Genomic DNA, 21682 nt, shown 5'->3' with positions numbered 1-21682 from the left:
TCTTGAACCCTATTTCCCGAAGTCCCACGGCAAGCCTCGCGTCGATGATAGACGTGTGCTGAGCGGGATTATCTTCATAAACCGTAATGGCTTACGCTGGCGGGATGCGCCGAAAGAGTATGGCCCTCATAAGACGCTCTACAATCGTTGGAAGCGATGGAGCGACAAAGGCATCTTTGCTCACATGATGGCCGGGTTGGCTGCCGAGCACGGCGAGAAGAAAACGGTGATGATTGATGCGACGTACCTGAAGGCACATCGCACCGCGTCCAGCCTGGGCGCGAAAAAGGGGGGCGTGGCCGCCTGATCGGTCGCACCAAGGGCGGCATGAACACCAAGCTGCATGCCATCTGCGACAGCAACGGCCGCCCGATCAGTTTCTTCGTCTCCGCTGGCCAAGTCAGTGATTACATCGGGGCGCGAGCGTTGCTCAGCAGCCTGCCCGATGTCGACTGGCTGCTCGGGGATCGCGGCTACGACGCCGATTGGTTCCGAGAAGCGTTGCAAGACAAAGGGATACGCGCCTGCATCCCGGGTCGGAAACAACGCAAAACAACCGTGAAATACCCTCTTGATGGTGTGGACGCCCCCTCACGGCATCGCTGTGCCAAGGTAGCGGTGTCGAAATTCGCTACGAGGAGGAAGCGTCCATGGAGAAGGTTAGCATTGTAGGGCTGGATATTGCCAAGAGTTCGTTTCACGCGCATGGCGCGGCGGCAAATGGATCTAAGGTCTTTAGCAAGGCGTTGCCGCGAGGGCGGGTGCTAGAGTTTTTCGGTCAGATTGAGCCTTGCACCATCGCTTTGGAGGCTTGCGCGGGTGCGCATCACTGGAGCCGGGAGCTTTCCAGACTTGGCCACGATGTCAGGCTCATCGCCCCGCAATACGTCAAACCCTATGTGAAGCGGCAAAAGAACGATGCGAATGATGCCGAAGCCATCGCTGAAGCAGCGTCCCGACCGACCATGCGCTTTGTGACGACCAAGACAACCGAGCAACAAGGTCAGTCGATGGTACTCAAGACCCGCGATCTTTTGACAGGGCAACGTACCCAGGCGATCAACGCATTGCGAGGGCATCTGGCTGAACATGGGATTGTCGCGCCGAAAGGCCCTCAGCATCTGCCTCGGTTGGAAAAGGCTGTGGCTGAGAATGGAGAACGATTGCCGCCCGAAGTCACCGGCCTTTGCCAAATATTCTTCGATCTCATCGCCGGGCTAAGCGCGCGCATTGACGCGCTGACCCGGCAACTTCGACAGATTGCCCGACAGGACGATGTGGCGCGCAGGTTGATGACCATGCCGGGGATCGGCCCGGTGACGGCGGTATCGATTGCCGTGCTGGCGGCACCGCCAGAGATGTTCAGCAAGGGGCGCGACTTCGCAGCCTGGATCGGGCTGGCACCACGCCAGCATTCTACGGGCGGTAAAACAAGGCTGGGCAAGATATCAAAAATGGGTCAGCGCGACCTGCGGCGTTTGCTGATCATCGGTGCAATGTCCGCGATCCAAGCCGCGCAAAAACGCGGCGGCGCGCCAGATGGGTCGTGGCTGGCCCGTATGTTGGCTCGCAAACCTAAAATGCTGGTTGCAGTTGCGCTGGCAAACAAGATGGCGCGGATGGCCTGGGCGATCATGGCTCATGGCGCGTCTACGAGACCCTGCCAACGCTGAGCGCGAAGGCAGGCTGGGGTGCGGTGGTTCTGAATGGAGGTCATGGCAAAGCGTCGACGAGATCAGGAATGGGAAAACCAGTAATGTCCCGAGTAGCTTGTACTACGGCCTCTCGTTTTGGACCTGTTCCTCGAACTCACCATGAGGGCCCGCGGCATTGAAGGTCGCAACCAGAGGCCGGATACACGAAGGAACTCGACCGCAATGCTGTTGCCAAAGTCAAAAAATCGCTTGCAGCCCCGGGGGCGTCCATACACGGGACATTGTTGCGCAATGCCCTGCCGGGCAAGGGACAAACGCCGCTACAAACGCCGGAACCGTATCGAGATCATGTTCGGCAGGCTCAAGGACTGGCGCCGTGTCGCGACCAGATATGACAGATGCCCAAAGGCCTTCTTCTCAGCCATCGCTCTCGCCGCAACTGTCATCTATTGGCTATGAGTCCTGAGCCTAGCTTTTGAACTTGGGTGCTCTGGCTCTTGCTCGACGACTGGGATGCCGACGTCGAGAAGATGGTCTGACAACGAGAGAATGGTGCGCGCCGGCTCCGTGCTGGCGCTCTACGGCACTCAGAATGCTCTGACAGCCCTCAAATTCGCCACCTCATGGGCACCTTGTGCCAGGAGTTACACGAGGCATTCTCCGGCCCAGGCCGACTTCAGCGGCCAGTTTGAAGACCGCGCCAAGTAACCTGCTCTTGCCGCGTTTCCGGTCGCCCGAAAGACATGAGCGCGGCCGTGTCTGACCGCGCTCCAGAAATCCCTCCTGCATCCTTCGGCGATCAGACCATGATCATGTCGTCGGTGATCTCGGCCAGACGGGTGCTCTGGAAGGTGATCTCGACGCCCTGATCGGAGAACAGCACGTCGCTGCCCGACTGGCTCATGTGATCGAGCGCGGCGCTGGCCGAGCCGTAGCCGAACCCGTCGAGGGCGATGTAGTCCCAAGCCTCGAGATCCAGCACCAGATGGCTGCCGCCGTCCTCCTGCTCGAAGTCGAACACATCGGCAAACAGCCCGCCGGCCAGCGCGTTGTCGCCGGTCTCGCCGCTCAGCCAGTCGTGGTAGGGATCGCCGGCGTCGTGCTCGAGGCCGCGCATCCAGTCCTTGAAGTCCTCGGCGGTGGCGGCGACAAACTCGGCGCTCTGTGAGAACCCGCGCACCACTTCGGCCCGGCTGGTGCCGGCCGCAAGCTGCTGTGTCCAGACTCTGAGCCCGCCGGCATCGGCCTCGCGGTCCAGAACGTTCTGGTAGAGCAGCTCGACGAAGCCTTCGTCATCGAGCGCCCCGTAGGTGGCCTGGAACTCGGTGCTGTCCACGAAGCCATTGATCACCGCATCGAGCGCGCGGCCACCGGCAAGCTGGCCGCTCCAGTTGCTGAACCCGGTGATGTCGGGTGCGCGGTCGAGCGTGGCCTGGTAGACCCGGTAGACATCGTCGCCCCAGCCCGCCTGCGAGCTGGCATTGGCGAAGGCGCGGGCCTCGGCGGCGGTGGAGTCGGTGAACTCGGCGCTCTGAGAGAAGCCCAGCACCACTTCGGCCCGGCTCGTGCCGTCGGCAAGTTGGCCGGTCCAGTTGGCGAGACCGCCGGCATCGGCGGCGCGCCCCAGCACGTTCTGATAAAGCAGCTCGACGAAGCCTTCGTCATCGAGAGCGCCGTAGGTCGCCTGGAACTCGGCGCTGTTGACGAAGCCGGTGGCGACTTGCTGCAAGCCGCTCTCGCCGGTGAACAGCCGCTCGCTCCAGTTGGTCAGGCCCCTGAGGTCGGGCGCGCGGTCGAGCGTCGCCTGGTAGAGCCTGTAGACGGATGCCGCCTCGTCGGGGAATAGCCCGGGCCAGAAAGTATCACCGTAGAGATAATCGCTGCCTGCGCCCCCTTCCAACGTGTCGGGCCCCGCCAGGCCGATCAGCGTGTCATTGCCGCCCTCACCAACGATCAGGTTGCGGCCAACGTCGCCCTGCAGCAGTTCCCCGAGCTCTGTTCCGACGAGGTTATCCGCCGAGACGACATGCTGCGCGTAAATGTCGAGACCGTCTCCGCTGGGCAGTTGTGCGGTCCAGGTGGCGAGCACCTCGTTTCCGGGCAGCGTGGTCAGGGACAAGTCGGACGACGAGATGCCCCCGCTGTCGAAGAGCAACGTCTCACCGCCCTGCAGACTTCCGTCAGCGTTGAGTCGCTGGAGGTAGAACCCTGGCGGGTGTATACCATCGACGAAGCCGTGTGAGGACCACCCGATCAGCGCGCCGCCATCCTGCAAGGCCGTGATCTGTGGCGTGTAGGTTTCGTGCACGGTGGTGGTGCTGACCGCGATCTCGCCGCCGACCCGCGCGCCTGTGGCGTCATAGGCTTGACCGAAGATCCGTCCATCGCCACCGACAGCCTGTGTCCAGACGGCGATGAAGCCGCCGCCAGCAAGGCCCGCCACCTGAACCTGCCCCGGAGCTGCACGGTCTGTGGCGGTGTCGATGCGGAGCTCACTGCCGAGCATCGCCCCGCCTTCGGCAAAGCGCTGCGCGTAGATCCCGGCCGGCCCGTTCCAGGCAACCACGAACCCGCCGCCAGCCAGCGCGGCGACCTGAGGATGGTCCTGCGCACCGTCCGTCGTGGTGTTGACGAGGAACTCCGTCTCTTCGGCTCCGGGGCCGCCGACGATCCGCGCCGCGATGCCCGTCGAGGCAAAATTGCCCTCTATCGCCAAGCTTTCCCAGACCGCGACCATGCCACCGTCGCCGAGCGCTGCGGAGTCCGGGTTCCGGTGCAGGCTGGTCAGGGTGCTGAGTATCTCTCCCTCTCCTGACGGCATGCCGGTTCCGGTAACGCTCTGTGCTTCGATGAACAGACCAAACGGAGAGCTGCTGCGGGTTCCTTCCACTGCGGTCAAGCTGCCTCCGGTGACAAGCAGAGAGAACGGTGTCTGCGCCGATTGAAGATCGTCCATGACCTCGAATTCGGCGCCCTGGAGTTGATCGCGGCTGTCGAAGAATGCCCCGCGCAGCGTCACCGGGATAGTGGAATCGCCCGAATGCCACATGACGGCATAGCCGCCTCCGGCAAGGGCTACCGCCTGCGGTTCCTGTTGGGCTCCGATGGTGAGGGTATTCACCAGGATCGGCGTGCCGACCGGTGTGGATGAGGTAGGCATGGCAGACCTCCTTGACGACCAGACATCTCCGGCAGGGATGATCTCAGGCGGAGATCGGCGGCGTTGTTGGAAACGAAGAAGGGAACTGCTGGTGTCATTTGCCGCCCTTGATAGAGGATAGCACGTGACTGCGCTTTCTCAAAATTCCTGGTCGGATCGTGTCATGGTAAGATGTGGCCCCCCGGCCCCGCCGATGACGACCTTCAGCACTGGGATGGCGACGGCGAGAAGATGGTCTGACATCGAGAGAATGGAGCGTGGCAGCACGCGGCACGTTCTGTAAGCCCCGCAGGCGATCACCGTGTAACCGAACCAGACGGTATCGGTATGCTACGGTGAGATCGCAGATCTAACGTGTGAGACGAACGCACGTGATACCGTGTCGATCTCTGGAGCGATCAGGTGCTATCATCGAATCGGCTGATCAGATAGGGTCACCACACGATCAAATTTTTTCACGTCAAGTCTGCACGCCGAGACATTTCGCCGCTGTGACCGGGGCAAAGCCAAAGGCTGATCGAAGTTTATTTCGCCCCTCTCGATCACCGCAAAGCCGGGTCTCTCGCGTCGATTGGCGACCCGAGAAAGAGGCGCTCACTCGATTACCATTCCGGCCCGTCCGGCCTTTGGCACCTCCTGCGTGTCCGTAAATTTTACAAGTCAGGGAGAGTAACATGAACCTTGAGTTTTTTGGATCAGACGGGGATTTCTTCGAACTCGCCTTCCTCAATTCGAACACCGGAGATTTCAGCCCGACCATTCTCAGCAGCCAGTCAAACCGTATCGTCATTTCCAACCCGAGCACGGGGTATCAGTCCACCGCGAACGGGACCGGCTTCGACCTTTCAACTACACCTGCCAGCGGGACTATCACCAGCATCGAGGTCCGTGACAGCGGCCAGCGGCTTGTCGCGAACCTCACTGGCATTTCATGGGGTCTGCAGACCTTTTCGGATGCCGTCGACGACTATTTCGACGGCAACGCAGCCCCGCTCGGTGCGCTGCTCAGCCAGAGCCCCCTGACGATTGACGCAGGCCACTCGATCTTCGGCGCCAATTTCGACCTTCCGGATGTCAGTTCTAACATTACCTTCATTGGCAGCCCGCTGGAGGACCGCTTTGGCGGCGGGTCCGGCGATGACCACTTCACCCCCGGCCAATCCGACGACGGCGAACAGCTTCGCGGCTCGCCCGGAAACGACGTCTACGACTTCACCAATATTCCGGCCAGCACCTGGGTCGATCTCTCCTATTCTCGGCTCGGCAGCGGGATCACGCTGAACCTGAATGAGACTGCCAATACCGCCACGGTCAACAAGGGGCCGAACGGCACCGACACGATCCTGAACCCACGCGGTATCATGCTGGCCGATGGCCTCAACATCAGCGCCACCCGCAACGCCGACACCTTCAACATCACCACATCCCCGGCCGCCGGCTTCCTCGCAATCTCACCGCTCGATGGCAACGACACGATCAATGCAACTCTGCAAGACGGCACCCTGCGCCTCGACTACATGTGGTATGAGCCGATCTCGGGCATCGTCGCTAACCTTGCAAGCGGGGTCGTCTCCAATGACGGCTTCGGCAATCAGGACCAGCTCAACCTGACCCTCGACGGTGGCCGCCTCGAAATACGAGCGTCCAATCTCTCTGACAACATCGTTGGTTCGAGTGCTGATGAGCGCTTTATCCTTGGCGCGGGCAACGACGTCCTGAACGCGGCAGACGGGTGGGACACCTTGCGTTTTGACCGCTCGCGGGTGGAAGGCGGCGTGGTTGTCGATCTCTTGGCTGGCACCGCAACCGGTGTCTGGGACGGAATGAACTTCAACCACACGATCAGCGGTATTGAGGAAGTGCGCGGCTCCGACAACGGAGATGACACGATCCGCGGATCGGCGGCAAACGAATACTTCGAAGGCAATAACGGCAACGACCTTCTGGACGGTCGCAGCGGCGATGACGAACTGCGCGGGTATGATGGAAACGACACGCTCATCGGCGGCGATGGGCGCGATCGTCTCAGAGGCGGCGACGGCAATGACCGGCTCGACGGCTCGGGGGGCAGTGCCGAGACCCAAGGATATGGCGATGAATTTGTTCCGGGCCTCGGCTCCGACACCGTGATCGGGCACGCGGGTTTGTTCGCGACTGATGAGTCGGCAGATCTCGCGTATTGGGACGTTTCCGGCGTCGGTGGTCTGACCTTCAACATTGGCGCCAACGGCTCCGGCACCGTCGTCAGCGGCACCTCGGGTCTGGTCAATGACAGCTTCACCTATATTCGCTGGTTCACCGGCTCACAGGACGCAGACGTGTTCAACGGCTCCCACTTGGATGAGGGCTTTCAGGGCCGGCGCGGCGCTGACGTCTTCCACGGCAACGGCGGCTACGACCAGGTCATCTATGATGGAGAGCATTGGGACGGGGCGGTGCATGGCATCGTGGCGGACGTCGCCGCCGGAACCGTCATCGACGGCTTCGACTTTACCGACCGGTTCACCGGCATCGAGCGGATCCGCGGTTCGATCTTCGACGACGTGATGTCGGCCGAGGGCGCCGGGCAACGCATTCAATTCCGCGGCGACGACGGCAACGACTGGCTCGCAGGTAGCGCCCACAACGATGTACTGCGCGGGGAGAACGACGACGACATCCTGCTGGGCGACGGGTTCGAGGCAAGCTACGCCCCCGAGGAAGCAGGTGCCGTCTATCGCCTCTATCTCGCGACGCTCGCGCGCGAAGCCGACGCCACGGGCTACAACAACTGGACCGAGGCTCTGGCGATGGAAAGCCGGACGCTGCTGGAGGTCGCCAACGGGTTTGTGGCCTCCGCAGAGTTTCAGGCCACCTACGGCGCCCTCGACAACCCGGCCTTCGTCACATTGCTCTACAACAACGTGCTCGACAGGGATCCGGACGCGCAGGGCCTTGATAACTGGGTCACGAAGCTCGACGCGGGCATGTCGCGCGCGCAGGTCGTTCTCGGGTTCTCGCAGAGTTCCGAGTTCATCGCCGAAACCAGCAGTGCAGCAAACGCCTTCGAGACGAGCCATTCACAGGCCGCCTGGGGCGATGACGTCTACCGTCTCTACGTCACCACGCTCGACCGCGAACCGGACGTCACCGGTTACACCAACTGGACCGGACAATTGGCAGCCGGGGCAGAACTGACCAGCGTCATCGATGGCTATGTCCGCAGCCCCGAGTTTCAGGCCACCTACGGCGACCTCGACAACAGCGCCTTCGTCACCCTTCTCTACAACAACGTTCTCGACCGCGACCCGGATGCCAACGGGCTCGACACTTGGGTGACCCGTCTCGAGGAGGGGTGGACCCGCGCCGAAGTGGTGCGCGGATTCTCCCAGAGCACCGAGTTCGTCGAGAAGACAGCGTCTCCTTTCGCGGACTGGAACCGCGGCATCGACCACGGCACCGGCTGGGCGGAGCATGACTGGATCGTCGGTGGGAGCGGCTTCAACATCATGGCGGGCGGGCTGTTCTCGGACGGGTTCAGTTTCAATCAGGAGGACGACGGCAGCCATGTAGTGCTTGATCTCGAGCCCTTCGACTACATCCACTTCGACAATTTCGGCTACGGCGACTGGAGCGACGCGACCGCCCACATGACACAGGACGGCGCCGATGTCGTGTTTGCGGATCAGGGAACCGCGGTGAGGTTTCTCGACGCCCAACTCTCCGACATCACGGCAGAGATGATCTGGACGTGAGCGCATCAGGAAAAGTTTGCGTGTGCAGAACTTTAGCGTGACATAGACGCACTCAGACACGTCGCGATGTAGGAGACTTGGGCGACGCCGGCGGCGCACTCGACGCCGGAGGTCCAACTGAATATCCGCGCGCCCGTCACGGCTGTTGAGCGCTTCAAAGCTGTCTGCCAGACCAAGCGCCGCAACTACGGCGACATGTTTGGGCTCTTGCTCAACGTCTGGGATGGCAACGTCGAGAAGATGGTCTGACATCGCGCATGACAAAGACGTCCATTCCCACCGGCGGCGTGATCATGCCCAGCTCGATCACAATCATCGCTACGGGCCCGAACCTCGTGGGATCGATCCTCAAGCCGGTGAGCATCGGGAAGACAATCGGGAGTGTGATGACCAGCATCGACAAGCCAGCCCTGAACATGCCTAGAACGATATAGGTTAGAAGGATAACGATCAGCGTGCCATTCCCACCTGTGAAAGCGCACCGACGACAGCCGTCGCGCGCAGTTTCATCACCGGATGCGGCCGGAGGGATGCACGAAGACCTGCCCCTCCGGACGGACCTCCAGCGAGTGCTGTCGGAGCACGATGTCGAGCGTGACCCGCGGCAGAACGATCAGGCTGGCACCATCCTCCACGTCGACATTGGCTGGCACGGCCAGGTTGCGGCTGACGACGCAAGTGTCGCTCACGATCCAATCGCCAAAGGCCGGTGGGCCACATTCGGGATGCAACGCGCGATCGATGGCTCCGCGCAGGTTCGGCAGAGGCCCGATGTCGCGCGCATCCGCTGCCTGTGGCGTGGCCCCCGCTCGTAGCACCTCGCGCATCTCGATCGAGGTCAGCGGATCACCACCGGCCGCAAGCACCGCTCCCTGCACTGCCGCAGCCGCCCCGGCGACGATCGGCGTGGCGGAGGATGTGCCGCTGAAGTTTGCCGTGTAGGACTGTTGCAGCAGACCGGGACCGCTTGGTGGGCCGAGCCCATCGAACAATCCGCCATAACCGAGTGTCGTCACCCCACGCCCCCAACCCTGTAGGTCGATGCGGTCGCCGTAATTGGTGAAGCAGCTCGGCGCATGGGTGACCGGATCGCCCGCGCCCACGATGATGGCACCGGAGTCGCGGACCGTTCGATCGAACTGGCCGTTATAGACCGGATCATCCAGGTCACTGCCGCCGTTGCCCGCCGCCGCGACCACGATGACGCCATTCGCGGTCGCGGTCTGGATGGCGTCGAAATTGGCCTGCCAGAATTCGATCGGGATCGAGTCATCCTGCGCAGGAGTGGTGGCGGTTCCGGTGCACACGTTGCACCCTGGCAGGCAGGGCTGCCCATTGACGGGTCCGCGCCTCTGGATCTCGATGACGATGATGTCGCCATCCTCGACCAGCAGCGTTGCGACAAGCACAGCCTGGGCCATGGTTGCCGGGCCGAAATGGCTGACGAACCCCGCCTCGGCGCCATGAGCGATGCCCGTGACGCCATAGCCGTTCTCAGCCCCGACGAGCACGCCCATGACCGCGCTGCCATGATTGCTCGATTGCGGGTTCAGCGGACCGGTCTCGGCCACGAGAGGCGGGAGGTCTTCGTGGTCGGGCGTGATGCCCTGCTCGACATCGATAATCCTCACGCCGGCGCCTGTGCCGCCCGGGACCGTCCAGCCGTAGCGTGCATCGATACCACCCGGGGCGGAATCGAGGTAGCCTTGCTGAAACTCGAAGTCCGGCGTCGCGGGAGGAGCATCCGCCTGCGGATCAGTGCCGGGCGGAACCGCATAGCTGATTTCAACGATTGGCAATGCGTTCAGCGCCGCCACCAGCTCCGCGACCTCTGCGTAGACCGTGCCGCCGGGCAAGGCGAAGCTGTGATAGAGCGTCAGGTCGGCAAGCGCCTTGCCGCTGCGGCGCTCCCCGGTCTCGCGGAGACGCTGCAAGTCGTCCGGCGTGTTCGAGAAGACCGGGCTCGCATCCTCCAGGGTCACGTTTTGGGCTCCGCCGACAAGCCGGTCGAGATCCCGGAGCGCGGCCTCCATGTCACCGGCTGTGAGCCCGATCCTGCGCATGGCTTGCTCGTCGCGCGTGCTGCGCTCTCCGAGTGCAAATCGCGCCCCTTCCAGCCTTATAGCGCTCCCTTCGCGAAACTTGAGGATGATCGCGTCCACGGGCGCGTCGTCGGCTAGGATGTAGGCATCGGACGGAGGCACTGAACGCAGGTCCCCGATGGGTTGAGCGCTCGCGACATGTGCCGCAAGGAGCGCCGCGGCGGTGATGAGGCTTGATGTTCTCATGGTCGTTCTCCTGCTCTAGGCGGCTCAGCAATTGCCGATGCAGACGGCGCCATTGCGTTGGAGGCGTATGCGGGTTTCTCCGTTGGTGAAGAGCACCATGCCGTGGTTCGAGACCGTGCCGATCTCGGCCCGTTCGGCATTGGAGGAGCCGCGCGCCTGGACCGAAAGCGTGACGTCGTCCGTCGGCGCTTCCGCGACCATCCGCATCCGGGCGAAGCGCTCGTCCCGCACCACCACGTCAGCACCATCGTCATCGCCCTCGATCACCAGCTTCGCCGTAGGATTGAGCGTGTTGATCCCCAGGTTGCCCGAGACCGAGACGCTACCATCGAACTGTCCGGCCCGCCCGCCGCCACTATGCACAGCGCGCAGCGCCGCAGAGGTGCTTTCCCGGCTGAGGACGTTGGCAAAGACCGCATTCCCACGCCCAGTGGTCGTGGCCGAGAGCGCAGCCGCGATATTGCCGGCATTCTCTGTCCGGAAGAACCCGGCACGCCCGGGCCCCTCGTTCAAGACCGCGAGCTTGTCTTCGGGCGTTTCGACACCGATGCCGAGCTCTCCTTCGGCGTCCAGCACCAGCGCCGGACGGGAGGCGCCAGGCGGGGTCACGTGCAACGGGTCTTCATCGCCTTGCGCAGCGACGGCGAGGGCCGCTGCGGGCACGGAGGTGCCGACGCCGACCTGTCCGTCAGCGGCCACCACGAATGAGGTCACGCCGCCTGCGCGTGCGCGGATCGCCTCGTCGCCGGCCGGCGCGTTCACGGTGAGCCGCGCGCTGTCGCCGCTGATGCCGCCAAGGATGGTGCGCCCGTCCGGGGTGACACGCATAGCCTCGGTCGCACTGTCAGGGTCTTCGACGAGCATCGCTGCGCCTTCGTCGCCAGTATAGGCCACGTGCAGCCGGGCGCCGGGCTCTGTGTCGCCCACCGCCACCCGGTCGTTCGGGCTGGCCGTGCGCATCGCGCCGGTGCCCTCGCCGGTCCAGTCGTGGTCACCGATGTCAAGGGCGACCCAAATGCCGGGAAGCTGATCACAGGTCTGGTCCTGCTGCAGAGCGACGACGAAGCCGCCGCCCTCCTGCACGCAAAGCTGCAGCGCCTGTGCATGGCCCGCCACCGGAGCGGCGAAAGCAAGGCTGATGGCGAGGGCACTGCCGGGAAGACGGGGGGTCATCTGCGGTCTCCTTCCAAACTCGGTTGGCCGCACGCGGGGAGTGCGGCGAGGGGTAAACAGGCAGTGTGCGGACCGGGTGACCCCGGTCCGCACCTGTCTCAGGCCTCGGCGGTAATACGGTCGGGGCCGGTGATGCCCCCGGCGGCGTTCTTCTCGCGCCACTGGACCATGATGTTGGCCACGCGAAAGCGATCGACGGCCCGGCGCCGCACCGTCAGGCGGTTTTCCCCTTTCTTCAGGAAGCCCGAAGGGATCCGGTCCATCCAGAGGTTCCAGCCTTGCTGGTCGACCATGTCGAAGCTCGGCAGATGGCGGCCGTTGATAAGGATGCGATGGGTGATCGCGTCGCCCTCTTCGGTGCTGCCGACCCCAACGTCCTGCGCCTGGATCATGATGTAACCCTCGGCGCTCACCGACTGGCCGGAGCGGCTCGCGTCGACCGGGTCATCATCGATGACGAAGGTCCGGGTCGCCTCCTGGTTCGGCTGGGTAAACTCGGTATCGAAATTGAGCCATGCGAAATCGGAACGTGCCATATGTCTCTCTCCTTGCTGTTTCCGGCGGAATTGCCGGGCAGGAAGGAGGGTGCCACGCGGGGCGTTTGCTAAACGTTGGACGCAGTGTCGGGGCTCGGTTCCGCCGCGTCGCGCCGCGCCGCGCGCGCCGCCTGCGGGGCCGCGAAGCTCGTGCCGCGCACCTGCACCCGCGAGCCGCTGCGCGCGCCCGCCACGGTGAGCCAGGGCCAGGCCGGTGTGCCTTCTGCCAGAGCGACGGCATCCTCCCGTCCCGGCGCCGAGAATGCCGCAGGCAGCCGCGCACCGTCGGCAGCGGCCCGCAACCCGGCGACCATGCTGACGCTCTCACCTGCGGCAATAGCGTTGAAACTGCCCTCACGCAGGACCGGTCCGGGCCGGTCCGGGTCGTCAAGGACGATGCGACCCGAAGGATCGCGCCGGCGATAGTGATGATCCTCGAGCCAGGATTGCCGTCCGCGCCGCGGGTAGCCCGGCAGGGAATCGTCGCGCTGGACGTAGATGTCGAGCGGGTCGTCCGTCCTCGCCTGCGGCACGATCCGCCACCGTCCTGGCCGCACAAAGCCTCTGCCTGGCCCATCAGGCCGCGTGCGCTCGGCGGCGAGCACGAGGCATTCGCGGCCGGGGCCCCTTGGGTTCGGGTCCGGTTGCATTCCGTCGGTAGGGCCGTCGCGCGGCGCTTCGGGCCCGGGCACCCAGCGCCAGTAGCAGCGCATCACCGCATCGCCCGTGCCACCCCCGTGGGGCTCCAGGAAATCGGCAAAGCTGTCAAAATCCTCCGGCGCCGGGGCCGCGAGGGCCTCGGTGGAGCCCGGCGGCGTCACCGCGACACCAAGGCCCGGTCGCTCGGGCGGCTCCTGCATCACCGGACCCCAGATCTCGAGAAAGCTCGGGGTCGGATCGTCGGGCGGCAGGTGCCAGTAGAGCGCCTCGGCGGAGTTGGCCACTATCCGGGCGCGTGACTGGCTGAGCCGGGTGTTGCCTGCGGGAACGAAGAGCTGAGCCGGCCGGCGCCCCTCGGTGAGTTCGCCGAGCTTCGCCTCGATGTAGCGGCCAAGCAGCCCGGTGCCGTCCTTCGGGCCCGCGGTCAGCCCATAGCTCATGTTGAAGATCACCGGCACATCGAGCCTTGGATGCTTGGCGAGCAGCGCCTTGATCCGCTTGAACAGGGCGTGAAACGCCAGCAGTGCGAACATCGGGATGAAGGTGCCGGAGGTGTCATGCGTGACCCGCGGCGGCAGGCTGACCCAGAGCAGATGCGTGCGCCCGGGCGCCGCCGGATCGGGTCCGCGCGGTCCGGCCAGCAGATCGGCGACCGCCATGCCGTGGCTCATCCGCTGCGCCGCGCTCTGGGGCTCGTCGGCGGCCATGTCGATCAACCCGACCGCGCGGTAGAGACTGTCCTCGTCGATGGCGCCGGACCCGGTTCGGTGCGCGTCGATCAACGCGACGATCTCGCTGGCCTGCAATTCCCGCCCGCAGACCAGTTCGCTCTCGCCCGCAACCGGCGCGCCCATCATCCAGACCCAGCCCAGCCGCGTCCGCCCGCCTTCTATCCGAAACCGCTCATGCGCAAAGAATGCGCCGTCATCGATCACCGCCATGATGGCATCGCCAGGGTCGAGCCGGATCTGGAGCGGTTTGGGCGTGGGCGCTTCCGCATCGGGGTCGAGCGTTCGATTCAGCGCCCCCCTGTCCAGCAGCGCCGGCACTGCCGTGTTGAACGGAAAGGTCGCGACGATATCGGTGGTGCTCTGCGCCGGATCGGTCCTGAATTTCTCCATCCGCGAAAAACTGTCGAAGACGCCGGCCTGCAGGCTTGCATCAACGCCGCGCCGGTCCCGCTGCTCTTTGTGGCGCCACCAATGCGAATAGGGGTAGAATGGCTCATCGCCCCCGATCCGTAGCGGCGCGCTCCAGCTCAGTCCCATCTGGCGCTCCAATCCGCCTGCGCCTTGGCCATGAGCCAGGCGAGGCCGGGCTCTGCGGGCGGCACGAGAGGGTCCCCAGTTGAGGCAACAAGCCCATCTGCGCCCAATGCGCGCGCCATCTCGCCGAGATGGAAGTCGCGGTCGGCCCATCCGCCGGCATCGAAGAGCAGCGGGGTGACCGGCACGTCGAGCCCGGCGCGCGCCGCAAGATGATCGGCCAGCGCGAGCCCGAGCACCGCGCCTGCCGCGCTGTCGACCGGGAAATGCACCCCCGCGACCGTCCGGTTGATCGCGATCCGCGCCGCCAGGCGGAAGCGTGGGGCGTGATCGGCGAGAGCCGTCATGGGGTCCTCCCCCGCGACGTGGCTGAGCAGTGACGCCAACATAAAGGCCTCGGTGGCGTGGCCGCTCGGCAGAGTGCCATGGGGCGGCGTGTCGATCATCGGCTGCACCAGCGGCGAGAAGGTCGAGGGGCGCGGACAGCCCAGAACGTGCTTCACCCGGGCCTCGACCACATGGGTGAGCCGCAGCCCGAGATCCATGAGGTCGAAGATCCAGCGCGATCGGCTCGGCCGCAGATCGTCAATTGCAGCAAAAAACGACACAAGATCGGTGATCTGCACGAGGATTTCCGGCGTTCTCTCTGCCCGCAACTCGGCATAGCCCGCAAGGAAATCGAGCATCGTAGAGAAATCGGAATTGCTTGGACGAATGATCTCCGCGATTGGCGCGTATCTTCGCATGAACGTGCCGCCATCCGAGACGTCATCGCCCGCAATCTGGTGAATCTCCGCCGCGGAGCGCTCGTCCCGCGAGGTCCCGCGGACCACGAGACCGTCGAGCAGGCCCGAGAGAATGGCGGCCCCGCGCCATTCAGCGTCTAGGAGGTCGAGCCGCGCAGGCGCGTCGGCATCCGCATCCCGCGGCACGGTTACCGCCAGAGGCTCAGGCAATGCCTCGGTGCCGATAATCCCGTCCCGGCAGATATTTAGCGCAGATGCCAGAAGCCCTGACCGGGCGCCGCCCCGGCCGCTTCCCATCTGCCCCATTTGGCCCATTTGGCCCATCTGACCCATTTGGCCGGACATGCTCGAGATCGGCATTTGATCGCCTCCTGATGGATTTAATCGAAATAGAATCAATCTATGTGCCATATTGGCACAAAAGCAGCCGTCGACCCTGTCTTCTTTCCAAGGACGTCCCGACCATGACTGCCCCGCCCCTCATCCTCGATCTCGCTGGCCCGGTCAGGCTGCAGTCCTCCAAAGGGGAAGATCTCACGCCGAAGCTGACACGCTCGCGGGCCGTGCTGGCTCTGCTTGGCGCCAGTGAAGGTCATGTGCGCAGCCGGACCTGGATCCAGGACAAGCTCTGGAGTGACAAGCCCGGGCCCGAGGCTGCCGCGGCTTTGCGCTATGTGCTCTGGGACATTCGCAAGGCTTTGGGAAAGCATCGCAGCGGCATTGCATCGCGCAATGGCAACATCGCCCTCGACCGCGCGACCTTCGAGGTGCGTTGCCAGACGAGCGGCGGCGCCTGCGGGCGGGCCTTTGCCGAGGGCCTCGATGTGGATGACCCCGAATTCGAGGCATGGCTGCGCGATCAGCGCGCGATGGGCGCCGCTCGCTTGGAGGCGCCGCCAAGCCGTGGCGAGGGCGCGCGTCGCGACCTGCGCAGCATGGTGTGGCTGTGTCCGGACGGGGGCGACGACGACGCACTCCAAGGTCTCGCCCATTCGCTCGCGGTGAAGATCGCGGCACGTCTCAAGCGCTCGGCGGGCGCAATCGTCCGGATCGACGGGAACGACATCCGCCGCGAGACGGAGAGCGGCATAGGGCTGCGCTGCAATCTCAGGCTGTCGCGGCTGCGCGGGCGCATCCTCGCGCAGGTCTCGCTCACCAATCTGCGCAGCGGAATGCTTGCCTGGACCAATGACCGCGACCTGCCGAAAGCGCTCTCGGCGCAGGATCCGCTGAATCCATTCGCCAATCTCATGGCAGAACGGATCGCTCACGAGCTGGCCAGTGCCGGCCCGGATGCGACGGAGGATGAATGGGCGGCGTCGGCCTATTCCCGGGCGCTTCTGATGCCCCGCAGCTTTCGGGGCAGCGAATTGCAGCAGGCCGTCGAGACACTCGGCACCGTGGAGCTCGAAGAGGCGGCCGCCCTCTCCGCCGCCCGCCGGGCGCTTTACCTTGGTTGGATGGTGATCGAACGCCGCGTGGACTGCCCGCAAACGGCGCTTGAGACGGCGCGCAGCCTTAGCCGCCGCGCGATCGAGCTCGACCCCACGCTCTCGGAGGCTTTCGCGATCCGAGCGGAACTGGCGGATTTCGACCGCAACCCCGAGCTTGCATACGACCTCGCTCGCCACGCCGTGCAGCTCGATCCTTTCGATCCGATCGCTGTCGCGGCACTTGCCAAGGCCGAGGCCCGCGTGGGCAATGCGGAGGCCGCCTACAAGCGGGCGCTCTACGCCCAGCAGCTCGCACTGGGCTTTTCCAATCCGGCCTGGTGGGCAAGCCTCTGCTGCACGACCGCCCTGCAGCGGGGCGACGCGGAGCTGGCCCTGCGCCACGCGGAAACCGCCTGCGACCTTGCGCCGGGTTTCCTGCCACCCCTGCGGTTCCTGGCCGCCTTGCGCTTCATGAAGGACGATCTCGACGGATGCCGTGGCGTCCTGCTGACCCTTTCGGAGTTGGAGCACGGCTTCACCCCGGAGCACTTCACGGACCCGGACTACCCGGTGCGCTCAGTCGCGCCGGGCGTGCTGCGAGACCTGCGACAGGCGAAGCTTGTCTAGGCTCAGGACTCATAGCCAATAGATGACAGTTGCGGCGAGAGCGATGGCGGAGAAGAAGGCCTTTGGGCATCTGTCATATCTGGTCGCGACACGGCGCCAGTCCTTGAGCCTGCCGAACATGATCTCGATACGGTTCCGGCGTTTGTAGCGGCGTTTGTCGTATTTCACGGTTGTCTTGCGTTGTTTCCGACCCGGGATGCAGGCGCGTATCCCTTTGTCTTGCAACGCTTCTCGGAACCAATCGGCGTCGTAGCCGCGATCCCCGAGCAGCCAGTCGACATCGGGCAGGCTGCTGAGCAACGCTCGGGCCCCGATGTAATCACTGACTTGGCCAGCGGAGACGAAGAAACTGATCGGGCGGCCGTTGCTGTCGCAGATGGCATGCAGCTTGGTGTTCATGCCGCCCTTGGTGCGACCGATCAGGCGGCCACGCCCCCCTTTTTCGCGCCCAGGCTGGACGCGGTGCGATGTGCCTTCAGGTATGTCGCATCAATCATCACCGTTTTCTTCTCGCCGTGCTCGGCAGCCAACCCGGCCATCATGTGAGCAAAGATGCCTTTGTCGCTCCATCGCTTCCAACGATTGTAGAGCGTCTTATGAGGGCCATACTCTTTCGGCGCATCCCGCCAGCGTAAGCCATTACGGTTTATGAAGATAATCCCGCTCAGCACACGTCTATCATCGACGCGAGGCTTGCCGTGGGACTTCGGGAAATAGGGTTCAAGACGCGCCATCTGCGCGTCGTTCAGCCAGAAGAGATCAGACATGTCACCGCTCGTTTTCCGAACGCTGAATCACGCTGCTCAGGGAAAATCAATGGGGCCTGAGCCTAAGTGTCTGATTTGTAGAGATTTGTGCAGCCCGCCCCCGGGCACCACTTCCCAGATCGGCAGGAACTCTGGCGGCGTTGAACGCTGAGCGCGCATGCGCAGTCTGGCGCCTCTCTGCGGGTCTCTCGCCCCCGCCCGATCATGCCCCCCCCTCAGTCCCGATCTGACACGCCCACGGTCACCGTGCTCTGCCAGGCCCCGTCCGCGAGGACGTGGCGCACCGCGCCGATATAAGCATTGCCGTCAAAGCGCGTGCCGAGGCCTTTGAGCTCGAGCAGCTCTCCTGCCACCAGCCCGAGATTGCCCGGCAGGCATATCTCGCCGCGGAAACGGGACAGGCGGTTTTGCTGCATGATCGCGTTGGCCCAGACCTGCAGAGTGTCGGGATGCATGGCGGAGCCGCTGGAGATCCGGCGGGTAACGTCCAGAACCTTGCCAAGCGCATCGCCGGTAAGGTCTCCCTGCGGATTGACGGAGGGCTCCCCTCCCCGCGCGGCGATCCGGTCATGGCCCTCGGGATCGTAGGCCTCGATGACCACTGCGGCATCTTGCGTGGCGGCGTCCATCGTGAGCTCGAAGCTGATGACGTCGTCGCCGAAGGTCGCGCTCAGAGCCGGTGCCGCAAACGTCGGCGCCGCCATGGTGACCGTCCCGTTCGCGACCGTCACCACCAGCCCGTTCGCCGCGGCGATGCGCAGCATCACCTCCCATGCGGTGTCGGCCTGCCAGAGTTCGCGGGCCGACCTCCCGGGCATCGGGGCGATATCCTGCCCGAGCCCGGCGTCGCGAAAGAGTGCGGTGATCACGGCGTCGTCGGCCGTGCCCTCGTGCGGGTCCGGCACGGCGAGGCGCGCGAGCTTTTGCGCGATGTCGCCGCAGGTGACGATCAGGGCCGATCCACGCTCGGCTGCCATGCGGATGGTCTGGGCCAGGAGGATGCCCTGAAACGCATTGGCGTTCTGCCCGTCATAGCCAAGCCTCAGCACGATCTCGGCGCCCGGCACGAAGAGCGCCGAACTGCTATGCGCGAAGGTCTGGTCCGAGCGGCTGCCGTCTTCGATCTCGATGCGGAGAGAGGGCAGGCTATTGAGACCACGCTGAAGCTCGATCCGTCGGACGACGATATCGTCGCGAAGCGGGGTGCCGTCGATCAGGATCTCGAACGAGGCCAGAGCTGAATTGGGTGAGAGCACGGAACGGGACATCTGGCTTTCCTGTACATGCGACGAGACCAGCGTGAGCCCCGCGTCGCGGCGAAACCTGCGTGGCCGACGCGCCGGCCATCCTCTGCTGTCGACCATAGTGCGAAGCGACAGTGGCCATGGCAACATTCAAAGCTGCCGAAGCAACCCGGGTGCTGCACAGACTATTCAATCTCGCGATCCGGAGAGCGCGTGTCTGCGCAAGGCACAAAGAGGCGCGTCGCGTGCGAGGAGAGGAGAGGAGAGGAAAGGAGAGGAAACGGAGCACATCCCTCCCCCCTCCGTTCCATCGCGCATCCGAGGCCTGCAGCCAACCCGCACCTGCTCCGGCTATGCGCCAAAAGCCCAGCCGATACTAGCCGGTCGGCGCCGCCAGAGACATCTGCCAGAGCCGCAATGACCGGCGGGCTCAGTCGCGGAGGATGCGTTCCGCGACGACCTCGGTGCGCCCCGCCGAGCGCCTTGACGCCATCCGGTTCCTGCGGGATCGAGAAGGACCGGGTCAGCGCCTGCCTGTCATAGAGATGCACCTCCAGCGCGGTCGCCTTGCCCTGCGCCGGTGTAAGGGTTGAGCATCTCGGGGGCATCCGGCACTTACGAGTGAAGAAGGAGTGCCCGATGGCCAGAAAAGCCCTCAACAAGAAGAACCTCGTCGAACTCGGTGCGGACGCGTTGGCAGAGCTGCTGCTCGAGGCCGTGAAGGGCGACGCCGCGCGACAGCGGCGCGTGCGCATGGCGCTCTCGGCCGACCAAAGCCCGCAGGAGGCGGCGGCGGATGTTCGAAAGCGGTTTGCCTCGATCCGCCGATCCCAGAGTTTCATCTCATGGAAGACACAGAAGAAGTTTGCGAAAGAACTCACCGACCTTGTCACCTTGGTCGAAACTCGGATCGGCCCCGACAGCCCGGACCTCGCTTTCGAACTCCTTTGGGATCTGCTTTATCTCGCGCCAGGCATCCATGAGCGGACCGATGACAGCAACGGGGTGATCGGTGACGTCATGGATGATGCGATGGACGCCATCGCGCGCCTCTCCCCCAAGATCAGCAAGGAACCGATCGAACTCGCGGAGATGATTTTCGACGCGCTACGGGACAACGGCTATGGCGAATTCGATCATGTCGTGCCGGCTCTCGCCAAGCCACTCGGCGAAACAGGTCTCGAACGACTGAAGGCGCTCGCCGAAGAAATGTGTGCAATGCCACTGACCGACGCGCAGCTGGAAATCTATGACTTCGTCTCTGATCCCGACAGGCAGGAAGAGCTCGCTCGGGATCGCCGCGACCATACAGCGAAGATGATCCTTCAGGACGTCGCCGATCTTCAAGGCGACGCCGACGCATGGCTTGCGCGCTACACGGCCGAGCAGCTGACCTATCACACCATCGCCCCGGACGCTGCGGCGCGCCTGCTCAAGGCGGGGCGTGCGGAGGAGGCACTTCAGGTCGTGGAGAACGCGCTGAACCGCGACGCGCGTGACAGCTCATGGCTCGACACGCCGGAGCTGGACGAGGCTCACTTCGCTTGCCTTGAAGCTCTGGGACGAGAAGACCAGCTACGCCAGGCGCTCTGGGCTCGCTTCGAGCGGCGCCTTTGCCCCGATGCGCTTCGTCGTCTCCTGAAACGCCTACCGGACTTCGAGGATGTTGAGGTCGAAGACCGCGCCCGCGAGGTTGTCCTGGCATTCACCCCCATCGAGGCTGGCCTGGCGTTCTGCTTGTCCTGGCCGGACACGACGCTGGCGGCGCAATTGGTGCTCAGCCGATCCGACGAGATCGATGGGGACACCTACGAGATCCTCACCCCGACCGCCGAGGCGCTTTCCTCCGCCCACCCGCTGGCCGCAGTTCTGATCTGGCGCTCGATGATCGAGTTCGCACTGGAGCGCGCACGATCGACCCGCTATGGCCACGCCGCGCGCCATCTCGACGCCTGCGCCGCAGCCGACGCTGCAATATCCGACTATGAAGGCCGTCCCGAGCATGGTGCCTTCGTGGAGCAGCTGCGCGCTGCGCATGGGCGCAAGTCGGCCTTCTGGGACCGCGTCACACCGTCATAGGCACAGTCGCCCAACCCCACCGCCCGCATGATCACCGACGCCGTCGAGGGGAGCGGGAAGACCCTGCGAGAAATTGCCACCGAGATGGGCCTTGAGCCCGGAAACGTGATCTCCATGCTGAAATCCGGCGAGATGCGCATGCCGATCGAGAGGATCCCGGCCTTTGCCGTCGCCACGGGCATCGACGCGCTGTCACTGACGCGTGTCGCGATGTCGGAGTATATGCCGAAGACATGGGCCGTGCTCGCGGCACCCGCCGCTCCGGTGCAAGAGGCTCAGCTGAACATCCGCGCGCCCGGCGCGATCGTCGAAGCT

The 21682-nt window shown here is 64.3% G+C and carries 14 protein-coding genes and 1 pseudogene; 6 read left to right on the top strand and 9 right to left on the bottom strand.

Annotated features, from left to right (window positions below):
- From R2601_RS25930 to R2601_RS27710, 3 genes and pseudogenes are all read left to right on the top strand, one after another.
- Positions 1 to 672: pseudogene (locus R2601_RS25930) on the top strand (IS5 family transposase); the annotation flags it as partial.
- A complete protein-coding gene (locus R2601_RS12780; RefSeq protein ID WP_007799032.1) occupies positions 651 to 1673 on the top strand; it encodes an IS110 family RNA-guided transposase in 1023 nt (340 codons plus the stop codon). The pseudogene R2601_RS25930 and the gene R2601_RS12780, both read left to right, overlap by 22 nt.
- A gap of 141 nt (positions 1674 to 1814) precedes the next feature.
- Entirely contained in the window at positions 1815 to 2114 is a 300-nt protein-coding gene (locus tag R2601_RS27710; RefSeq protein ID WP_375360179.1) for a transposase, read from the top strand.
- Positions 2115 to 2454: 340 nt separating this feature from the next.
- Here the strand turns inward: R2601_RS27710 and R2601_RS27555 are convergent, their stop codons facing one another.
- The gene (locus tag R2601_RS27555) at positions 2455 to 4815 is read right to left on the bottom strand and encodes a DUF4214 domain-containing protein (RefSeq protein ID WP_007799022.1); all 2361 of its coding nucleotides are present in this window, start codon (positions 4813 to 4815) and stop codon (positions 2455 to 2457) included.
- Between the two features lie 674 nt (positions 4816 to 5489).
- Between R2601_RS27555 and R2601_RS12770 the strand changes: the two genes are divergently transcribed.
- Complete coding sequence (locus tag R2601_RS12770) at positions 5490 to 8549, top strand: DUF4214 domain-containing protein (RefSeq protein ID WP_007799019.1); 3060 nt, start codon at positions 5490 to 5492, stop codon at positions 8547 to 8549.
- 211 nt (positions 8550 to 8760) lie between these two features.
- On the opposite strand, the gene R2601_RS25920 is transcribed toward R2601_RS12770, so the two are convergent.
- The 6 genes from R2601_RS25920 to R2601_RS12745 all read right to left on the bottom strand — a co-directional run bounded on the left by R2601_RS25920 (position 8761) and on the right by R2601_RS12745 (position 15577).
- Positions 8761 to 8967 carry a TRAP transporter large permease subunit gene (locus tag R2601_RS25920; RefSeq protein ID WP_083793926.1) on the bottom strand — a complete coding sequence of 69 codons (207 nt, stop codon included), beginning with the start codon at positions 8965 to 8967 and terminating at the stop codon, positions 8761 to 8763.
- Positions 8968 to 9058: 91 nt separating this feature from the next.
- Entirely contained in the window at positions 9059 to 10837 is a 1779-nt protein-coding gene (locus R2601_RS12765) for a S8 family peptidase (protein ID WP_083793925.1), read from the bottom strand.
- Positions 10838 to 10861: 24 nt separating this feature from the next.
- Positions 10862 to 12010 (bottom strand): hypothetical protein, encoded by a 1149-nt coding sequence (locus R2601_RS12760; RefSeq protein ID WP_007799012.1) that lies wholly within the window; start codon positions 12008 to 12010, stop codon positions 10862 to 10864.
- 98 nt (positions 12011 to 12108) lie between these two features.
- Positions 12109 to 12546: a DUF7383 domain-containing protein gene (locus R2601_RS12755; RefSeq protein WP_007799010.1), complete on the bottom strand. Its 438-nt coding sequence runs from the start codon at positions 12544 to 12546 to the stop codon at positions 12109 to 12111.
- 68 nt (positions 12547 to 12614) lie between these two features.
- The gene (locus tag R2601_RS12750) at positions 12615 to 14486 is read right to left on the bottom strand and encodes a S8/S53 family peptidase (RefSeq protein ID WP_007799008.1); all 1872 of its coding nucleotides are present in this window, start codon (positions 14484 to 14486) and stop codon (positions 12615 to 12617) included.
- Positions 14465 to 15577 (bottom strand): phosphatase PAP2 family protein, encoded by a 1113-nt coding sequence (locus R2601_RS12745; RefSeq protein WP_050768414.1) that lies wholly within the window; start codon positions 15575 to 15577, stop codon positions 14465 to 14467. Before R2601_RS12745 ends, R2601_RS12750 begins: the two co-directional genes overlap by 22 nt.
- A 104-nt stretch (positions 15578 to 15681) precedes the next feature.
- On the opposite strand from R2601_RS12745, the gene R2601_RS12740 reads away from it, so the two are divergent.
- On the top strand, positions 15682 to 17277 hold the full coding sequence (locus R2601_RS12740; protein WP_007799004.1) for a hypothetical protein: 1596 nt from the start codon (positions 15682 to 15684) through the stop codon (positions 17275 to 17277).
- A 9-nt stretch (positions 17278 to 17286) separates the two neighbouring features.
- Here R2601_RS12740 and R2601_RS25915 read toward each other — a convergent pair.
- A protein-coding gene (locus R2601_RS25915; RefSeq protein ID WP_086003295.1) for an IS5 family transposase occupies positions 17287 to 18044 on the bottom strand; the annotation gives its coding sequence in 2 pieces (ribosomal slippage) (positions 17287 to 17720 and positions 17720 to 18044; 759 coding nt in all).
- Positions 18045 to 18259: 215 nt separating this feature from the next.
- Positions 18260 to 19312: a phage late control D family protein gene (locus R2601_RS12725; RefSeq protein ID WP_007799001.1), complete on the bottom strand. Its 1053-nt coding sequence runs from the start codon at positions 19310 to 19312 to the stop codon at positions 18260 to 18262.
- A gap of 615 nt (positions 19313 to 19927) precedes the next feature.
- Between R2601_RS12725 and R2601_RS12720 the strand changes: the two genes are divergently transcribed.
- Positions 19928 to 21367: a DUF6880 family protein gene (locus R2601_RS12720; RefSeq protein WP_007798998.1), complete on the top strand. Its 1440-nt coding sequence runs from the start codon at positions 19928 to 19930 to the stop codon at positions 21365 to 21367.
- Positions 21368 to 21682 lie beyond the last annotated feature (315 nt).

The sequence above is a fragment of the Salipiger bermudensis HTCC2601 genome, assembly GCF_000153725.1.
GTDB classification, from domain to species: Bacteria; Pseudomonadota; Alphaproteobacteria; order Rhodobacterales; family Rhodobacteraceae; genus Salipiger; species Salipiger bermudensis.
Note: the sequence above shows the minus strand (reverse complement) of the source record. Positions and strands in the feature narration are given on the sequence as shown.